Origin of the sequence: Paenibacillus sp. VTT E-133291, assembly GCF_002264395.1 — a bacterium.
Lineage (GTDB): Bacteria > Bacillota > Bacilli > Paenibacillales > Paenibacillaceae > Paenibacillus_AQ > Paenibacillus_AQ nitricinens.
The window spans coordinates 1-18,595 of sequence record NZ_NFVA01000109.1 but is presented as its reverse complement, the minus strand read 5'-3'; the positions used below and the strand labels follow the sequence as shown (position 1 = coordinate 18,595).

Here is an 18,595-nt window from a genome sequence, read left to right as displayed (position 1 = left end):
TGAAACTTATACTTTCTTATATTTCAAGAAGAAACGACGTTGTCGTCTTCCTGGATGGATAACAATCGTTTCTTCAAAATAAATCATTCTAAAAAGGTGGGTTTTTGATGAAAAGTAAAGGAATCAAGCTAATGCTTATGAGTCTAATGCTTCCAGCTCTGCTTGCAGGCTGTGGTGGCGGAAATAACAACGCGAAAGCTACAAATGCTCCTGCAAATGACAAAGCCGAAGCTACTGCCGAGGCAACAGCGAACGCACCAGCCGAAAAAATTACACTGAAGTTCTTCACCGCACTTGCGGATCGGGCAAACGGTTCAGGCAAGGTGGAGCAAGACATTATCGACGCTTATATGAAAGAGCACCCTAACGTCAAGATAGAAGTGGAAGCGCTTCAAGATGAACCTTATAAATCAAAAATTAAAGTATATGCTTCCAGTAATCAGATGCCTGATATCATTCAAGCTTGGGGCCAGCCTTCTTTCCTGAGTCCTCTGCTCGATAATGACTTACTGCTTGAACTGAACAGCGCTGACTTCGAAGGTGATCAGTTTGTTTCCGGTTCCATGGACGGCTTCAGCAAAGATGGCAAACTGTACGGATTGCCACGTAGTGCCGACTATATGGTCATGTTCTATAACAAGAAAATCTTTGCTGACAACGGCATCGAGGTTCCGAAGACTACCGCTGACCTGCTCGCAGCTGTTAAAACATTGCGTGCCAACAAGATTAACCCTATCGCTATGAATGGTATGGATGCATGGACACTGCCAATCTGGTATGAGTTTGTTGCTCAACGACAAAATGGTGATTTTAATAAGATGGATGAAGCTGTTGCCCGTAAAATATCCTTTAATGATCCTAGCCTTGTTGCAGCTGCAACTGAAATGCAAGATTTCGCAAATGCTAAAGGTTTTGCCGACGGCTGGCTGACCGCCGATTACGGCGCAGCGCGTAACTTGTTCGGACAAGGACAAGCCGCTATGTTCTTTATGGGCGCTTGGGAGTCTGGCCTGGCTACAGATGTGAACTTCTCTGAAGAATTCCGCAATAATGTAGGCGCATTCGCTTTCCCTGGTTCAGATAAAGGTAAATCCACGGATGATGCTGCTTGGTACGGTGGTGGATATGCAGTAAGTAAAAACTCCAAGCATCCTGAAGCTGCTGTTGATTTCTTGAAGTATTTCTTCGCTCCTGAGAACTGGTCCAAGATGTTATGGCAAGCTGGCGCGGGTACACCTGCGCAAAAATTCGATGAATTCCTAACTGGTAATGAAACTCAGCTCCAAAAAGAACTAGTGGATGTCTTCAGCTCGATGACCTCTTCTAGCGGAACCCCGCTACAGGATATTGGTAACGACGAGTTCAAGCAAAAGGTAATGGAGGCTCACCAAAGCCTGCTCTCCGGCGCTATGAATACAGCTGAATTCGCCAAAGCGCTTGACGCTGCGTCCGATAAATTGGCTGGTAAATAAGCTCTAATACTAGTAAGTACATGGATTACGGCGCTTCTAAATTAACATCATAAATAGTAGCGTACAACCCCCGACTCTCCCCAGAGGCCGGGGGTTTGTTTTCGAAAAAATGTGTACAATCATCTGAAATATACGGCATGTTCCATGAGCTAGCTACCCGTTAGGATGGTAGTAGATAGATTACTCTTTCAAAGGACGGAGATTTCCATGCACAGAGTGTTAAGCGACAAAAAAGCGATATTCCTGCTCATCGCACCCGGGCTATTCCTGTTTGCTTTTATGATTTGCATCCCTATCTTCATGAGTGCTTATTACGGCTCTACGGACTGGGGCGGGATCGGCAAGTACAATTTTATCGGCTTTGATAACTATCGCGAAATCCTATTCCATGACAAAGTATTTTGGACTTCGCTGGGCAATGCCCTGTTGCTCACCGCTGCCACTGTATTCTTGCAGCATCCCTTTGCCATTCTCATAGGGATATTCCTGACCAATTCCGGTAAATACGAAAAAATATTCCGGACGATCTTTTTTATCCCGGCAGTAATTTCTGTTGTGGTTACAGCCAAGCTGTGGAGCGGGATTTTTCACCCCAATTACGGATTGCTCAACAAGTTGCTAAGTGGTGTCGGGCTGGATTCACTCACACATGATTGGCTTGGAGATCCGAAGACAGCAATCTGGTGCATCATCATTGTTGTTATGTGGCAAGGTTTTGGATACGCGCTGCTGCTATATTATTCAGGTCTGCAAGGCATTCCAAGTGATCTAAGCGAAGCTGCAAAAATCGATGGCGCAAACAACTATACCCTCTACACGCGCATTATCATACCGCTTCTATCGCCTATGATGCGAGTTGCCATTATCATCGCGGTAACAACCTGTCTTAAGCAAATGGAAACCGTGTTCTTAATGACCAACGGCGGCCCGGCGAACAGCACGCAATTCTTAGGGAACTACCTTTACAAAACCGCCTTCTCATCGTCGCTATACGGCTACGGTAATGCCATATCCATCCTATTTATTGTGTTCTGCCTTGTACTGACCGTAATACTCAACAAGGTTCTGAAGAAAGATATCGGAGAGTTTTAGAATCCCTGTAACCGGAGGAAATCATATGAATAATTCATTAGCACCTGCCGCTTCGTCCCCCAATCTGAAGCTTCATAAACAGAAGCGCAGTAAACCTACTACTGGCAAAATCCTAATGATGGTGTTTCTTTGTCTCATTGCTTTGATTCAGTTATTTCCGCTCATCTGGCTGATCGATTACTCCCTGCTAAAAAGTGGTGATTTCTTCGGAAGCTCTTTTCTGAAATGGCCATCTCCCCCGCAATGGGAGAATTATAGAAACGCTTTTACCTACGGGCGTGTACCACGGTATTTTGCCAACAGTCTTATCATTACAGTAATTACCGTTATGCTGTCCGCATTAGTGTCATTGATGATGGGGTATGCGTTCACCCGTATGAAATGGAAGCTAAGCGGTATCGTGCTGTCACTTATCATGATGGGTATGATCATTCCCATTCACGCGACACTGCTGCCGAACTTTATCCTGTTTAACAAGCTCGGAATGCTGAACAATATGTACACACTGATTCTGCCTTATTCGGCTATTGTTATCCCCATGAGTGTGCTCATCATGACTGGATTTCTAGAGACCATCCCTCGTGCGATTGAAGAGTCGGCGGTTATCGATGGCTGCGGCATTTACGGTGTGATCTTCCGCATCATCTTCCCTATTACGAAACCCGCACTAGCTACCATCTGTGTACTCAATTTCATCAGCACTTGGAATGAATTTATTATGGCGAACACCTTCCTCACCTCGGAGGATCTCAAAACCATTCCATTCTCCATTATGAAATTCGCTGGAGAATACTCGTCCAACTACGGTGCTCAGTTCGCTGTTATGACGATCATTGCGATCCCAACCATCCTGATCTATCTGCTCTTTACAGAACAGATGACTAAGGGAATTACGGCTGGGGCGGTTAAGGGCTAACACAAAAAGCGTGGAGAACTCTAGCTTTATTCCTCCAAGATTTTATTGACATTAACTTTCAACTCGTATATGATCTCCTTAGGCAAAAACACAACGAATAAAATTAAAAATTTAATATATCCCGTAAAGGGGAGTAGCTGTTAAATAAAGTCGTCAATACGAGAATATGAGGATATTCTCCGGCTTTATTGGCAATTCAACATTGTTAGCGAGACCTTTACCAATCAGGTTAGACCTTTATTCCAAAGGCTAATCTGTTTGGTAAAGGTCTTTTTTATATAAAATTGGTTAAAATGGTATAGTAAGTATCTTTTAGTAGATATTTGCATTAGAAAAGGGAGGACAACAGTAATGGATTGGGGATTAATATTAGAATATGGCTGGGTATTACTCGTTCTTGTAGCACTAGAAGGACTACTAGCCGCAGATAACGCATTAGTATTGGCAATTATGGTAAAGCACCTTCCTGATGAGGAAAGAAAGAAAGCACTATTTTACGGATTAGCCGGAGCCTTCGTGTTCCGTTTCGGTTCACTATTTGTCATCTCTTACCTGGTTGATATCTGGCAAGTACAAGCCATCGGCGCGATTTATTTATTGTTTATCGCAGGGAACCATATCTTCCGAAAACTATTGTTCAAGAAGCCTGTTACGGATGAAGCAGCTGAAAGCGGTACTGGAGCTGCAGTCAACAAAAAGAAATCCAGCTTCTGGTTTACTGTATTTAAAGTAGAAGTTGCTGACATCGCCTTCGCGGTCGATTCCATTCTTGCAGCAGTTGCCCTGGCGGTTGCTCTTCCTGCAAGTGGCCTTCCAAAAATCGGTGGACTTGACGGCGGTCAATTCCTCGTCATCTTTGCCGGTGGATTTATCGGACTGGTCATCATGCGTTTCGCAGCTACCTTCTTCGTTAAATTGCTCCACACCCGTCCAGGTCTTGAAATTGCAGCCTTCTTCATCGTAGGTTGGGTCGGAGTTAAGCTGGCAGTCATTACATTGGCACACCCTTCACTTGGTGTTCTTTCCGAAGATTTCGCACATAGTACTTGGTGGAAGCTCACCTTCTATGTTGTGCTCGTACTCATCGCTGCAATTGGTTGGTTTATGAGTAGCAAGGTTGAAGAGAACGCTAACGAGAATCCAATTAAAGAAGTAGATAAACAACTTCATTAATCCTATTTGAATCACAAATAAATAACCCGAAAGATACACCCTTTAGGTGTTAGTCTTTCGGGTTATTTTCTTTTAACTCCTATTTTGCTCCCGATATTCTTGTGGAGTGCAGCCGACGAAAGAGAAGTGTAGAAGCGTTTAACTGCATTTTGTACATCTATAATTCTTCGAAACCCTCCGCCATTGGATATAATTGTATTTGGTACAACTATTTTTTTGATTTTCTCCCCTAGAGGTGGATTCTCCAGTTCTTAGTTGCAGAGAATGCAGTTAAATACACAATTCTCTTCTTACATAAGAAATAGCTGCACAGAATGCAGTTATCTCGCTTACTCCAGCAAGATTCGGCGTTAAAGGAGAGGGGTTACCGAAAGCTACTTCTATCAAGTAGCCATGTCCTCAGCCAGCCACCTCAAACTAAAAAAACCAGGGAGCGATTCTCCAATAATCGGAGAATCGCTCCCTGGCCAGTCTTTTTAACCCTTATTGACCAATCAGCTGATCCGTCTTTCCTTGCAGCTCCACTAGCTTCATGATCACCGTAGCGGCCTGCGCCTTCGTTACCGTCTGCTGCGGATTGAACTTGCCATTGTCATCCTTTAACAGTCCCAATTTCACAACAAGAGCCACTGCTCCCTTATTGTTTATAGATGCACTATCACTGAACTGACTTACCGTTACATCTTTATCAAGATAGGCTGTGAGTTTGTTGTATTTCAAAAAATTAGCTAACTGAACAGCCAGCTGTTCCCGAGTTAACTTACTATCAATTTGCAGGCTTTGATCCTTGTTGATCCACTTACGATCAGCTGCATAAGTAACAACATCATAATATGAATTCTCAGGCTTCACGCCTGCCACAGTTTTTCGTTCATTATTACTATTATAATTGCTGAAATTCGGATTAGAAGCCTTGGCAAGATAGGTTAACCAATCTCCAACGGTTATTTCTTGATCCGGGTTTACTTTACCATCGGCATCCGGAGTAATCACATGATATTTTACTAATTCTGATAATGGTTGTTCTGCTGCATGACCTTTGATATCCGTTGCAGATATTTGAGCATCTTGCTGACCGAGGTAATCAAAGACTGCTACCCATTTTCCAGTGGCTGCATCTAAAACCTGATACATTCCATTAGATTCATCAAAGGCTGTATCATATACCAGTTTCACCTTTGGCACCGCATTGCTATTATAACTATAGTATCCACCAACCTGAGTGTAGCTTAGCTTAGTCTGATATTTAGGTTTATAACTTTCGAGCGCTTCCTTCTTGGAAATGGTAGCCTCAGGCGATACTGTGATATCATCGATACCGTCTATCCGATTCCCCATGTAAGAAATCAGTCTGCCATAAAGATCCAAGCTAACCGTAAGGTTACTGTCACTCACAGGAATCCCTTGATGATATCTAATAAACTGATATCTAAATCCTGATCCGTCTGAAGTCACGCTTGAGTTATCTCCATATTCTACAAGCTTTAGTTTCTGGCTCGCCTGAGGATACAGGCTATTAATTATACTAAGTACTTTAGTCTTAGCTTCAGCCTCACTAAGCTTCTTCCCTCCAGCAGGAGCCGGCTCTTCCTTCTTCTTATCCTGAGTAGCACCATAAGTTTGAATCTGATACTGTAATATTTCACCAGTCTTTGCATCAATCTCAGCAGAGGATTGTTCTGGAAAGCCAGCACCAAAGAAACGTTCATTTCCACTACTACCCCAGGATAACTGCCAGATCTTCCGATCTGTTTGCTGGAAGTCACTTCTCAAGCTTTGTGAGATCAATTTACGATCTGCTGGAATATAAGCAACCTTCTTTACAAGCTGTTCCGCTTCTTTTGCAGTAAGCTCAGTAGTTGATGTTCTTGCTTGAAAGACATCCTTACCTTTTGCTACATCTGAATACACGACTGGGGTGGGTACGGATTCTTTTCCTTCATAATCTATTCTCTTGCCGGTCAATGCATCGATAGGATATAGAGACTGATCCACTGGGCGCCAGCCTAAAATCCAGTTGTTAGGTTTTCCGTTCTTATAAATAGGAATGTAAAAAAGGCCTACATCAAACTGTTCCGCAAATTGCTTCTGTGCTTGCTCCAAGGTAATCTTGGGCTGTGCAGAAGGGTACTCAAGCCCTTGAGAAGACTTAGAGAATTGAATTACATTACCGTTGCCGTCCACGGCTATGTTAATGTTATCCGATCCAGAAGGTAGACCATTCTTCATGACACTGAAGTAATAGCTGTATTGAACAGGACCGAATAAAGAGTTCGAAAAATAATTATAACCGGCATCCTCATTTAAATGCAGATCACTGCTCTTAACCGATGCGGCTGCCTTAGCCACAAAAGCCTTGGCGATCTCCAGTGCCTGAGTCTGGGATACTTTCGGTGGATAATAGGATTCGTTATTCTCACGAGGGTATGAAATATACGTACTGATGATATCTCCATTAATGGCATCTACCTCACTGCTAAAGCCATATCCCATATTCCCCTCTTGTATCTGCCACTGAATATTCCAGATCATTTGATTTGCTGGAGGGGGGTAGCTTTGGTTAGATCCCAGTTGAACATTGTTTACCGTTGCATCCTTTAGGGCTGGGAATAGCTCTCTTAGCTTCGCAACCGCTTGCTCCTGTGTGAATTTCACTTTTGTAAGATCTGCCTCGGAGTTCGTTGTAGTCACCGGTGCTTGTGCGCTAACTTGTGTTACCGTAGTGTTGCTACTAACAGATGTAGAATCGGCTGCGGCCAAGCTTGGAGGTAACAATAATGCGATGGCGACAGAAGTAATCAATACCGTTTTAGCTGTCTGATGAACAAAGTGAGTGTTATTGCTTTTCAAAAGAATTCATCCTCCTCTAACACGTGATTCATAACATTATACAGATAATTACTTATATTTTCCATATTTAATTAACGACAGGAAATTACATGGTTTATGTAATGTGTGCTCTATAAGCTATAATGGTAGGCAGCTACAGCTCAAACTCATCTATGAAAGGGGGCCATTCACATTACTGACTGGAACCTTCAGCCGCTTATAGACGGCATTACTGGCCTAGAAATTCGCAGTTGTCTAATCGTTCAACATGGAGAAACGATATTGGAGCATTATCGCGAGCCTGAAATCGCTACAGAGCTAGGCAAAATTAACTCATGCACTAAAAGCGTGCTCGCCGCCCTTGTCAGCATTGCCATAGATAAACAAATCGTTCCACCACCTGATACACCTATTTCTGTATTCTTCCCTCCATTAAAAGAGGATCAAGATCAACGAAAAAGAGAAATCACTATCCATCACTTATTAACAATGACAGCAGGCTTTAACTGGACAGAATTTGGGGGGCAGAATTCCTTTCCGAATATGACCAGAAGCGCAGACTGGATAAAGTTTGTGCTCGCCCAGCCGCTATCTCATACGCCAGGCACTGAGATGAACTATAACTCTGGATGCTCTCAGCTCTTATCCGCTATCCTGCGGGAATGTTCTGGACAAGACGTTGCAGCATTTGCTGAAGATCAGCTATTTCAGCCGCTTGGTATCGAAAGCTATCGCTGGGACAGTGATCCGCAAGGCATACATACTGGTGGATTTGGCCTTTATATGATGCCTGAGGATATGCTCAAATTCGGTCTCCTTTATTTGCAAGAAGGGCGCTGGAGGGATCAGCAGCTCATTCATTCGGATACCGTTCAGAAGTCCACTCACCCTTATGTCTCAGCCACGCTACCACAGAAGGGCTTCTATGGCTGGCACTGGTGGGTATCCTCATTCAATGCAGGTACAGAGCAGCAGCCGAATGAGATCCCTTATTATTTTGCGCTTGGCTTCATGGGCCAGCACATTATTGTGGTACCATCCTATGAGCTGGTTGCAGTCATTACTGCGGATAAATACAAGAAAGGCTCACCAGCTAATGTGTTCGGCCGATTTATCGTGCCAACGCTTCTTGGGCGATAAAAACAAGGGAATACCGTCCACTCCCATCATACAAGAAGGAAGCCGATCACACGGATCGGCTTCCTTCTTGTTTTCTTATTCAGCTTCGGCACAACAAGCTTACGTCGTTAATTTTGCATATACAACAAAAAATAACATCATTTCACCAATGATCAGGTAATTAGGTATAAGGAACAACAAATCTACTGCGAAAAAAACTCCAAGTAAACCTAATAATAACGCTAAATGGAACATCCCTAATCTTTGCTGTAAACGTCTGTATTTATGGAAGACCAACGAAGTAGAGAAGAAGTAGAGCAACACCGACCCAAAAATAAAACATACCATAAATGTATAATCTAGTTGTTCGAGAAATAACAGTTGGATCGAAGCAGCGATCATACTCAAGGAAATATAAATAAACAAATGGCCATAAATGATGGTCTGTCCGGCAGTCTCTATGCTCTTGTCCACTTTCTTCTCAACATTATCAAAGTATTGCCACCACATAGCTATAATTAATAGAAAAGTTAATAATGCAAATAAAATAGATTGCCACGTCCAGTGGCTAGACTGTAAGACTGCAAGTATACTGACCACTGATTCGCCAAGTAGAATGAGGGTAAACAACGAGAAACGTTCTAATAAATGATGAGTGTTTATCGGGCTTTTCACCAAGTATCTCCGGCCGATTAAGGGAAGCAAGATATCTACAGTAATTCCCGCATACAAAACTACATAACGTATCCAAGAGTCAAAGAAAAGGGATAATGCAGAGATCACTAATCCAATCCAAAACCGACTTCCCAAATAGCGGGCAGTACCCTTTCTATCAGCTGCTTCATTCTTATTTACCGTAAGATATTGAATGGCAGTCATAGCTCTTAAGCCAACATAACCTATTAGAAATGGCATATAGTATTGATCAAAGTTAACCGATAAGCTAGCCGTCATTATTAATACAAAAAATAATTGTAGAATCAGAAATATCCGGTGTGAAAAGATGTCTTGTCCAAACCGATTCACAAAAAGCGATTGCCCCACCCAGGCCCACCAGATCGGAATGAATATTAAGATAAATTTAGATAAATATTCAAGTGGAATTGTACCCGCCTCTACATGCAACAAGACATGACTCGCTTTTGAAACCGCAGCTACAAAAAGCAGATCATAAAATAGTTCCAGCCAGGTCACTTTCTTCTCAGCAAAGGATGCTGTGCTCTGTTCAAATTCCGATGTGCGTTTATTCATCGTTTTACTCCCTTAGTTTGGATGTGTATATAATACAGTTTATCGAGTACTTATCCATCTTAACCGAATTGATATACTAATTTGAAGCCCCTTTATTTCCACTCAAAAATCACGCAAAAAAAGCTCCCCCTTGCCTAAACTCGACAAAGGAAAGCTATAGATATATCTCCAACTATATTTAATTCCGCCACTTCATAAACTTGTAATCAAGAAAATCAACAAGTACGAAGAGGACAAAACCTACCAAGCTGAACAGCATAATACCCGCATACATCTCCGGATAATCCAGTCTTAACCAAGCATCCATAATGAAAAAGCCCATGCCATGCTCCGTTCCGTAAATCTCCGTGAAAAAGAGTACAGATATCGCTGTTCCAAGCGAAATACGAATCGTACTCAGAATGACCGACAGTGCACCCGGCAGTGTCACATGCCAGAACTTCTGCACCGTACTTGCCCCTATACTCGTTAAGACATCATAGGTATTCTCAGGAATAGCCTTCACACCATCCCTTACGGAGATAATAATCTGGAACAAGAGAATCATCATGATCATTAAGATTTTTGACGTTTCACCAAGCCCGAAGAATAGCATCACAACGGGAAGCAGAGCGATTTTTGGGACAGGATAGGTTAAATAAACGACAGGGTCAAGCAGCTTGTTCCAAGTCAGTGAACGTCCCATCAGAAGACCAATGAGCAGTCCAATGATTAACGCCAGCACTACACCTGCAAAAATTCTGAACAAGCTATATCCTACATTTAAAGCAATCTCCTGACCACCTAAGTGAAACATAGCGTTATATACAGCGAATGGACTCGGCAAAATCGAATGATTCATAAGCAAATAGGCAATATACCACACCACATTCATACAAAAGAACACAAACAACAGTCTTATTATGTGATGAATCCGATTTTTTCTCACCATATCTCCTGCATTACCTTTCTGATTCGCTTAGTCTGTTCAAAGAAATCTACACTGTCCCGCTTAACTTCATGCTTCATTTGAAATACCAATTGATTATCGATCATTTCCGGAGCTTCATCTTTATTAGATGGCATAACAATAATTTTCTGCCCCAGCAGAATAGCCTCTTCCACATCATGGGTAACAAATAAGGTAGTCGCCGGATGCGCTAACCAGTTATCCAAAAAGAGAATCTGTAGCGTTTCCCGCGTAATCGCATCTAGTGCGGAGAAAGGCTCGTCCAGCAGTAAAATAGTAGGCAAAATGGCGAATGCTCTGGCGATTGCCACTCTTTGCTGCTGTCCTCCACTGAGTGATAGAGGATAACGATCAGTTAAATCAGAGATTCCCATCGACGAAAGCCACTGCTTAATCTGATTCTCCCGTTCTTGCTTGGATGTGCTCGCAGTATGCGAGATTTTCATCGCGATTTGAATATTATCATGTACAGTCTTCCATGGAAGAAGCCCATAGTTTTGCGGTACCAGGCCGATCAGAGTTTCTTTATCATGCACGGATTTTTCATTAAAAAGAATTTGCCCCATATAGCTTGGCAGCAAGCCCGCAATCGCCCGTAATAAAGTGGATTTTCCGCTGCCAGAGGGTCCGATGATCGTGTAAATCCCATGCTCCGGTAAAGATAGGTCCATCTTCCCTAAGGCCAGTTGACCTGTCTTATACTCTACTTTAAGGTCCTTAATGACGAGTCCTTTATTTCTTGAATTGGACATCAGAAATCACATCTTCAGCCGAGATATTTTTGCTAAGCAAACCTTTTTCCCGTGCCCATGCAAATGCGGCTTCTACTTCTTTCACATCCACTTGATTGGCAGGGAGATAATCAGGCACCTTGATCTCATCTTTCAACGTTTCTGGATAACCAACTTCTTTGATCACAAGATCGATATATTCGGATTGATCATGAGATTTCATATACGCTACCGCCTCGTCATAAGCAGCATACATATTGCGGATCGCATCTGCCTTAGCATCAATAGCAGTTTGTGGGAAAGCCAATACAAATGGATTCACTCCTGCTGTATGTGTGGAGCTAAGCACGCGCAAGCCTGAAGCTTTACCCATTGTTACAAATGGTTCAGGCAAAATAGCCGCATCCGCCTTATTGTTCTTAAGCAATTCTAACCGGGTAGGGATTTGTGGAACCTCAGTTACCGTGATATCATTTTCTGTCAAACCCGCTTGTTTCAGCATCATCGCCACAGTATATTGTGTGGAAGTGTTTTTGGACAAAATCACGGTTTTGCCTTTCAGATCCTTCACATCTTGGATCGCATCATTCCCAGTCAATAAATCGAATTCACCAAAAGTTGTGCTAGTGATCTTCACATCCAGCCCGGCTTCATTATAGATAGAAATCGCAACCAAATCAGCACTGATCCCCTCTAACTTGCCTGCTTGAAAGGCGACATCACGGTCTTTTGCACTCTTGAACGTTTGGATGTCCAGGTTCACTCCATGTTTCTTATCAAAACCTTGCTCATGAGCAATTACAAAAGGAATCGCATCAATCGAGGGCAGTAAGCCAAGCGACAAAGTAACAGCTTCTTTTGAGGTCTCTGCTGCGTTTCCCTCTGTCGATGCTGTATTCGTGTTATTCTTTGAACCACAACCTACTGCAAGTACAGCGACGACAACGACCATCATCGGCAACATCAACATTCTTTTTAGTGCTTTTTTCTTCATAAAACTCTCCTACCTCCATTAATCTTTCTATAGTAGACATGCCCCTATTCTTTGCAATCTGCAAAAGAGCATGCAAAAAGCCCTTAAGCTGTTCCAGGACGCTTCAGGTATTGTAATTTTACATCAGTCATCACAGCTTGTATATTCATAAATTTAAATAGTTATATTTATCACATACTTAGATGCAAAAAAATCCGAACCATCCTGCAAGGAATCTCCCCTGCAAATTGCTCCGGATTTTCGCTAATTACACCTCATAGTTCACTACATAATTCTGCAGCTCTGTATTGTAAAAGCCGATACTATACTCCGTTACCTTGCCCAGCTCGTCATAAGAATAACGGGTTCGCTTCAGCAAGGGACGCTTCTTATCAAGGAGCAATATCTCCTCGACATCAGGCGGAGGAACGGCAACGGAAAATTCATCACGCAGTTTCTCTAAGGAAACGCTCCGCTCTTCAAGTAGTTCATACAAGGACTGAGCATTTAAGTCTAGTAGATCCAAATCATCCATACCATTTACTAAATAATGCGTGTAATGAACGTATGGAATATCATTTAGACTGTATATGCGTTCCAAGCGTATACAATGTTCGCCGAATAAGCGGTAAGGTTCGCTTCCGACTTCATTATATACTCGCTCCGCCTTCATCCATTGCTTCCGAATTTGGTGCCCTTCATCCACTAGAATTTCCGTGAATTTTTTCCACTTGGACAGCTTGGATGATGAGGTATTACGGATCACCTTCGTCCCCTTGCCGCTCCCCTTCTCCAGAAATCCTTCTTGGACAAGCTCCTGAATGGCACCGCGCACCGTGATCTTGCTGACATTGAATTCCTGCTCTAGCTGAGGCTCAGAAGGAATATTCAATCCAATAGGATAGACTCCGTGTAGAATCCGATCCTTTATAATATTTGCAATTTGTATATATAAGGGCTTATCTTTTCGGGACAAACTCAAGAAGTTCACTACCTTTCTACATCGCCTACGGATAGAGTCATAGCTCGAAGTATATCCGCTTCTGAAGCCATGGGAGTGTCTCCCTCGACAGTATGGGCTAGCATACTAGCGGCAGCGGCAAATCGCACCGTCTGCTCTGAGGTAAAGCCAGTTAGCTCTCCATGCACAATTCCGCTCGTATAGGCATCTCCAGCCCCTATTCTATCATAGACGAGAAATCTCAGCGTATCCGAAAAGAAGAAGCTCTGGTTCTTATAAAGATACCCACGCAGTGAATGTGAGTTGTCGCCATGAATACTGCGATGGGTGCCTGCGATCACCGAGATATCGTACTGCTTCGCAACTGCCGGAATAAGTTCGAGCAATTGCTCTTCACGTTCAGCTTGGGCAGTGCTCATCCCCAAGATAAATATCGCATCCTTCTCATTCATCATTACGATATCAGCCAGCTGCAGCATCTCCCCGTAATGCGGCTTCGCTAGCGAATACCCTTCCGGTCCCCATAATGACGGACGATAGTTGCAATCAAAGATCACAGTCCCACCCTGCTGCTTGACAGCTCTAGCCAAGGATTTCATATGATGACGTACACTATCGTTCATAGCCAGCGTAATGCCGCAGAAATGAATCACATCCAGACTTCGCGCAATCTCTTCATAATTATAAGTTTCCTCAGGAGCCGTATTGAAGCTACTCTCCAGACGATTACTATAAGTCACCTTGCTTGGACGTGCACCAAATCCATTCTCCAAGAAATACAAGCCCAGATATTCTCCTCCTCGTATAACGAGGTTAGATGAAATACCCAGCTTCCGCAAATACGCGGCGGCGGCCTCTCCCAAGGAGGTAGTCGGCAAACGGGAAATCAAATAACCTTCATGCCCGAAGCGTGCCAGTGCCGAGCTGACATTAACCCCGGTGCCGGAGAATGAATAGTTTAAGGCGTTTCCCTGTGATAGCAGCTGAACTCCCGGTACCTGCAGACGCATCATCACTTCTCCGAATGCCCCGATTCGTTTAGGCATATTTATCTGTCAGCCTCTTCATAATTCCAAGCAAATCACGTACATCCTGGATCCGGGTTTTTCCCGATTCTTTATCAATAATGGATGAATAGACATGCGGAATCACTTGTGGTACCCCTGCTTCAAGAGCAATCTCCAGAATAGCCTCGAAATTATCCATATCAATTCCGCCGGTTGGTTCGAGTGCAAATCCTGCCTCAGCACAAGCCTTCGCGACAGAGCGGTATTCCTCTTCACGGCTTAATCCCTGCATTGGAAAGTACTTCAGTGCATTACCACCCATATCCCGAACAAGCGCAATTGCTGATGCTACAGGTACAATTGCCGCTTCACTCTCCGCAGCACTGAAGAGTCCTGTTGAAATATTCACATACCCCGCACGACCAGAAGGAGCGACCATGCTGTTGATCCAGCTGTCCTTCCCGCCCAGATTAGCGCGTGTAGCTCCGACAACAGGGAACGCCTGGTTAATATGACTACCCGGATAATGCTTAGCAATCTCGGCCACAATTGCCGCTTGGCGATTATCCCCTGCACCTAAGCCAATCGATACCGCATCTTCAATTTCTTGACCATATTGCTTCATCGCTGTTACGGCTTCTTCTACCGTCTTATAATCCTTAGAGAGCACACCAACCAGCACATACCCTTCTGCCGCTTCATAAATCTCTTTAGCATTAGTGATATCTTTAGCGAGTACATTTAATGCGGTGCGTCCCTTATAAAAACGTTGTGAAATCGATGTCATCTTATTGTCCCCCTATCAATTTATGAATGCTGTCTACGATCACGAGCAGATCATCCCCAAGAAGCGGCCGCGGGTCAATATCGAAATATCCCTGCTTCACTCCATAATCGCGGGTATAGATCGCAATCTCGCCCCGCTGCAACCCCCCTACCAATTCCTTAGCCGTAATACCGGCCAGCTGCGGATCAACCTGAACTCGGCCGCGATAGATGGCACGGCCCGCCTCATCCTGCACAATGGTTACTCGAATTCCCGGAAGATCATTCAACACCATCAATCCCTGTAATGATGCTTGCTCGTTGTCACTCTTGTCTTCCTTGACCATGTATTCCTGTAAAGCTTGCAGCAGACCAAAGGAAGTTTCTTTACCGACCTTCATACTGCGACCTATTCCATACAATTGCACCTTAACCCATTCTACATATTTACGTTTGCCGGCGATAATACCGGATGTTGGCCCTTCAATGGCTTTAGAACCACTATAAATTGCCAGATCAGAGTATTTTACATATTTACAGAGGTCTTCTTCCGCTGCGGCATCAACGATTAGCGGCACCCCTTTACGCTTGGCGATCTCCCATGCCTCTTCGACGGATAACATATTTTTCTGCACTGCATGGTGGGACTTCACGTACAGAATGGCAGCCGTCTGCTCAGAAATGGCATCCTCTATATGCTCGGCCCCGCCTTCATTCGCATAACCGACCTCAATTAGTTTACCTCCGCCTAGATAGACCATCGTTTCCACAGGAGCCCCGTACTGTACATTATGCCCCTTCAGAATGATGATTTCATTGCGTGGAATGGCTTCTTGGTGCAAACGTTCACTGCGGCGCCGATTGCCTTGGGTCACTAGCGCCGCAACGGACAATGCAATCCCGCTGGAGGCTGAGTTAACGATAAGCGCTGCTTCAGCGCCGAGCATTCGTGCCGTGAAATCTCCGGCTTTATCCACCAGATCCGCTATTTCCACATAACTCTGTCCGCCTTGCTTCATCGCCTCCATCACTGTGTCGGACGGAGCGGACACCCCCAGGATGCTCATTCTGCCGCTTGCATTGATTACACGTTTAAGCCCGTATTTCGCATTTAATGAATTCCCCACCTATAACCACTCCTTTTGCATGGATTACTTTATCCGTGATTCTTTCTTTTCCTTCAGAATCAACAAGCACTGCAGACTTATGCTGCAGGATGAAGAGGGTCAGGTTTGCAGGATCTCCCACCTGAATTCGGCCCAGCTCCGGCCTGCCCAGCCACTCCGCCGCATTGGAAGTAACCGCTGCCACAATCTCATCCAGAGCATAGCCCAAACATAGAAACTTGGAAAGTACATTAGACATGCTAAAGACAGGTCCCTTCTTTCGATTCACTCGATAGATATCCGTGCTAATCGTATTCAGTTCAATACCATTACGTTTAGCAGCCTCAGCTACCTTAAAAGAGAAGCTTGCTGTTCCATGTCCCACATCTAGATGAACTCCCCGTTCAATAGCTTCAGTCAGTACCTGAAGCGGCTGACCATCCGCTGCAAACAAATTATTCTCTTTTCCGTTGAGATAATGAGTCACGATATCCTTACGCTGCAAAAGGGGCATAACCTCTCTGATATCTGGCGGTGCTGAGCCGATATGTACCATTAACGGCAACCCCGTCTCCATTGAAAGGCTTCGTGCAATATGCAGTGGTTCAATCCCGCTGGCGCCGACAACACTCTTGCTGATTCTGGCCTTTAATCCCACGATCATTTCCCCATAAGTTCGGACAGCTTGCAGGATCTTCTCCTTATCAATCCATTCCAAGTTGGACAATTCATCAATTCTTAGCAGTCCGATCCGCGAGATATTCAAGAAAGCCAGCACATTCGTCTTAGCCTGAGACGCATCCAGAGCCAGATCACCTATCCGATCCGCCCCGCAGCTACCCGCATCGACTATAGTGGTCACCCCTTGCCGGACGCCGATCTCATCAATCTCGTCACCATACGGATCAAATTCACGAAAGGCATGCACATGCATATCGATCCAGCCACTGGATACGTACGCGCCTGAACCTTCCCACTCCTGCCCCCCACGCCCCTCACCTGCCGGGGTAATCTCCGCGATCTTGCCATTCTCGATTACAATGTCGATCTCTTCTCCGCTTACTCGTTTCACCTGACGGAGTACGTATCTTTCATCCATTGTTCTCACCTTTTTCCATATAACATTATAATGTTTAAAATACCACGAAAAGCGCATTAAGTAAATATAACGTTATAATGTTTATGTATAAAAACTAATTCACCTTGTCGGGTTAATAGGCATTTGTTAGTTTGAATTTATAGCTTGCGGAGCACTTATTGCACTCTCCGCAGGAATTTTCAGTGGTTTGGCGAGTAAGAACTCTAGTATTGGTGAAGGATTTTGCTTAGGTAGAACGTTTTATAGGGAAAACCTCCCTATAAATTAGGTCACAGCTGTTGTATGAACAAGTTATACGGAATTTCTCCCTGTATACTTGCCAATTTCAATTAAAAACAGCCAGTTCAGCTGAATTAAGAGGAACAATTCCCTCTATTCTATCGACATGACCTTATATTATAGAATTACAGGGAGTAATTCCCTATATTTCTAGCGTTTTGACCCTGAAGTAGAGAAATAACTTTAATCCCCCTTAGTTTTTCCATCGAAGTTATCTATAATTTTTTCATTGTATAATTTCCCATGCAATAAAAAAGATGACTCCTTATGATTTTAGAAGTCATCTGCTCAGATCCTATGAATTTAATAACCCTACATGTATCTTAATAACAGCCTTCTTAATCTGCTTACCCGGTTGACCCATCCCAGGTCTGTGTACATCATGCGGGAAAAAGACAGCGAACATCCCCGGCTTCAAAGTTAACACAATTTCATCGGATGACGGAGGATAAAGTGCATAGTCTGCTTCGGCATCGTAAGGCTTAATAGTCTCGATCCCTTCTTGCAAGGGTGACCAGCCGATCGTTTCTTCCCCTTCGATCAAATAATGCACATCAATATAGGTCTCATGCTTCTCAGCAACCTGTTCCTCTAGCGACTTCGCCTCAAGCGCCATAATCGAAACGTATATCTCGTTACCGCGGATCTCGATTCGCCCGAGATCCGGTTCGTGTTGTAAGATGACTTTCAATTCCGCAATAGCCTCTACAATGACTGAATTCTCGTATCTGCTATGCTCTTCCCAAGATGATAATGAACCTAAGATCATATTGTCTCATTCTCCTCGCCACTCAATTCGCTTACAGAGGTTGTTCAAAAAGTTCGCTTTTGATCACGAAGTAGCCCAAGAAGCTTACTCGACATCGAATATTG

At 43.9% G+C, this 18,595-nt stretch carries 16 protein-coding genes; 5 read left to right on the top strand and 11 right to left on the bottom strand.

Annotated elements, in window-relative coordinates:
• The first annotated feature begins 107 nt into the window (after positions 1-107).
• The 4 genes from CA598_RS27840 (at position 108) to CA598_RS27825 (ending at position 4,653) form a co-directional block, all read left to right on the top strand.
• Positions 108-1,472 (top strand): ABC transporter substrate-binding protein, encoded by a 1,365-nt coding sequence (locus tag CA598_RS27840; RefSeq protein ID WP_042191338.1) that lies wholly within the window; start codon positions 108-110, stop codon positions 1,470-1,472.
• Positions 1,473-1,679: 207 nt separating this feature from the next.
• Positions 1,680-2,564: a carbohydrate ABC transporter permease gene (locus CA598_RS27835; protein ID WP_042130723.1), complete on the top strand. Its 885-nt coding sequence runs from the start codon at positions 1,680-1,682 to the stop codon at positions 2,562-2,564.
• A gap of 25 nt (positions 2,565-2,589) precedes the next feature.
• A complete protein-coding gene (locus CA598_RS27830) occupies positions 2,590-3,480 on the top strand; it encodes a carbohydrate ABC transporter permease (protein ID WP_094878583.1) in 891 nt (296 codons plus the stop codon).
• A 351-nt stretch (positions 3,481-3,831) separates the two neighbouring features.
• A complete protein-coding gene (locus tag CA598_RS27825; protein WP_094874432.1) occupies positions 3,832-4,653 on the top strand; it encodes a TerC family protein in 822 nt (273 codons plus the stop codon).
• A 483-nt stretch (positions 4,654-5,136) separates the two neighbouring features.
• Here the strand turns inward: CA598_RS27825 and CA598_RS27820 are convergent, their stop codons facing one another.
• Complete coding sequence (locus CA598_RS27820; protein WP_094878582.1) at positions 5,137-7,503, bottom strand: YcdB/YcdC domain-containing protein; 2,367 nt, start codon at positions 7,501-7,503, stop codon at positions 5,137-5,139.
• Positions 7,504-7,674: 171 nt separating this feature from the next.
• On the opposite strand from CA598_RS27820, the gene CA598_RS27815 reads away from it, so the two are divergent.
• The gene (locus CA598_RS27815) at positions 7,675-8,622 is read left to right on the top strand and encodes a serine hydrolase domain-containing protein (protein WP_094878581.1); all 948 of its coding nucleotides are present in this window, start codon (positions 7,675-7,677) and stop codon (positions 8,620-8,622) included.
• Between the two features lie 99 nt (positions 8,623-8,721).
• On the opposite strand, the gene CA598_RS27810 is transcribed toward CA598_RS27815, so the two are convergent.
• The 10 genes from CA598_RS27810 to CA598_RS27765 form a co-directional block, all read right to left on the bottom strand.
• Positions 8,722-9,852 (bottom strand): low temperature requirement protein A, encoded by a 1,131-nt coding sequence (locus tag CA598_RS27810; protein ID WP_094878580.1) that lies wholly within the window; start codon positions 9,850-9,852, stop codon positions 8,722-8,724.
• Between the two features lie 178 nt (positions 9,853-10,030).
• Positions 10,031-10,783, bottom strand: coding sequence for an ABC transporter permease (locus tag CA598_RS27805; protein WP_094878579.1), 753 nt, complete (start codon positions 10,781-10,783; stop codon positions 10,031-10,033).
• Positions 10,777-11,553, bottom strand: a complete 777-nt coding sequence (locus tag CA598_RS27800; RefSeq protein WP_094878578.1) for an ABC transporter ATP-binding protein — start codon at positions 11,551-11,553, stop codon at positions 10,777-10,779. Before CA598_RS27800 ends, CA598_RS27805 begins: the two co-directional genes overlap by 7 nt.
• On the bottom strand, positions 11,534-12,526 hold the full coding sequence (locus CA598_RS27795; protein ID WP_094878577.1) for an ABC transporter substrate-binding protein: 993 nt from the start codon (positions 12,524-12,526) through the stop codon (positions 11,534-11,536). The genes CA598_RS27800 and CA598_RS27795 overlap by 20 nt, the downstream gene beginning before the upstream one ends.
• Positions 12,527-12,773: 247 nt before the next feature.
• Entirely contained in the window at positions 12,774-13,487 is a 714-nt protein-coding gene (locus CA598_RS27790) for a GntR family transcriptional regulator (protein ID WP_094878584.1), read from the bottom strand.
• Between the two features lie 8 nt (positions 13,488-13,495).
• Positions 13,496-14,512: a sugar kinase gene (locus tag CA598_RS27785; protein ID WP_094878576.1), complete on the bottom strand. Its 1,017-nt coding sequence runs from the start codon at positions 14,510-14,512 to the stop codon at positions 13,496-13,498.
• Complete coding sequence (gene dagF / locus CA598_RS27780) at positions 14,505-15,260, bottom strand: 2-dehydro-3-deoxy-phosphogluconate aldolase (RefSeq protein ID WP_094878575.1); 756 nt, start codon at positions 15,258-15,260, stop codon at positions 14,505-14,507. Before dagF ends, CA598_RS27785 begins: the two co-directional genes overlap by 8 nt.
• A 1-nt stretch (position 15,261) precedes the next feature.
• Positions 15,262-16,365 carry a DgaE family pyridoxal phosphate-dependent ammonia lyase gene (locus CA598_RS27775; protein ID WP_094878574.1) on the bottom strand — a complete coding sequence of 368 codons (1,104 nt, stop codon included), beginning with the start codon at positions 16,363-16,365 and terminating at the stop codon, positions 15,262-15,264.
• Positions 16,331-17,443 (bottom strand): amidohydrolase/deacetylase family metallohydrolase, encoded by a 1,113-nt coding sequence (locus CA598_RS27770; protein WP_094878573.1) that lies wholly within the window; start codon positions 17,441-17,443, stop codon positions 16,331-16,333. The genes CA598_RS27775 and CA598_RS27770 overlap by 35 nt, the downstream gene beginning before the upstream one ends.
• A gap of 574 nt (positions 17,444-18,017) precedes the next feature.
• On the bottom strand, positions 18,018-18,491 hold the full coding sequence (locus tag CA598_RS27765) for a NanQ anomerase/TabA/YiaL family protein (protein WP_094878572.1): 474 nt from the start codon (positions 18,489-18,491) through the stop codon (positions 18,018-18,020).
• Between the last annotated feature and the right edge of the window lie 104 nt (positions 18,492-18,595).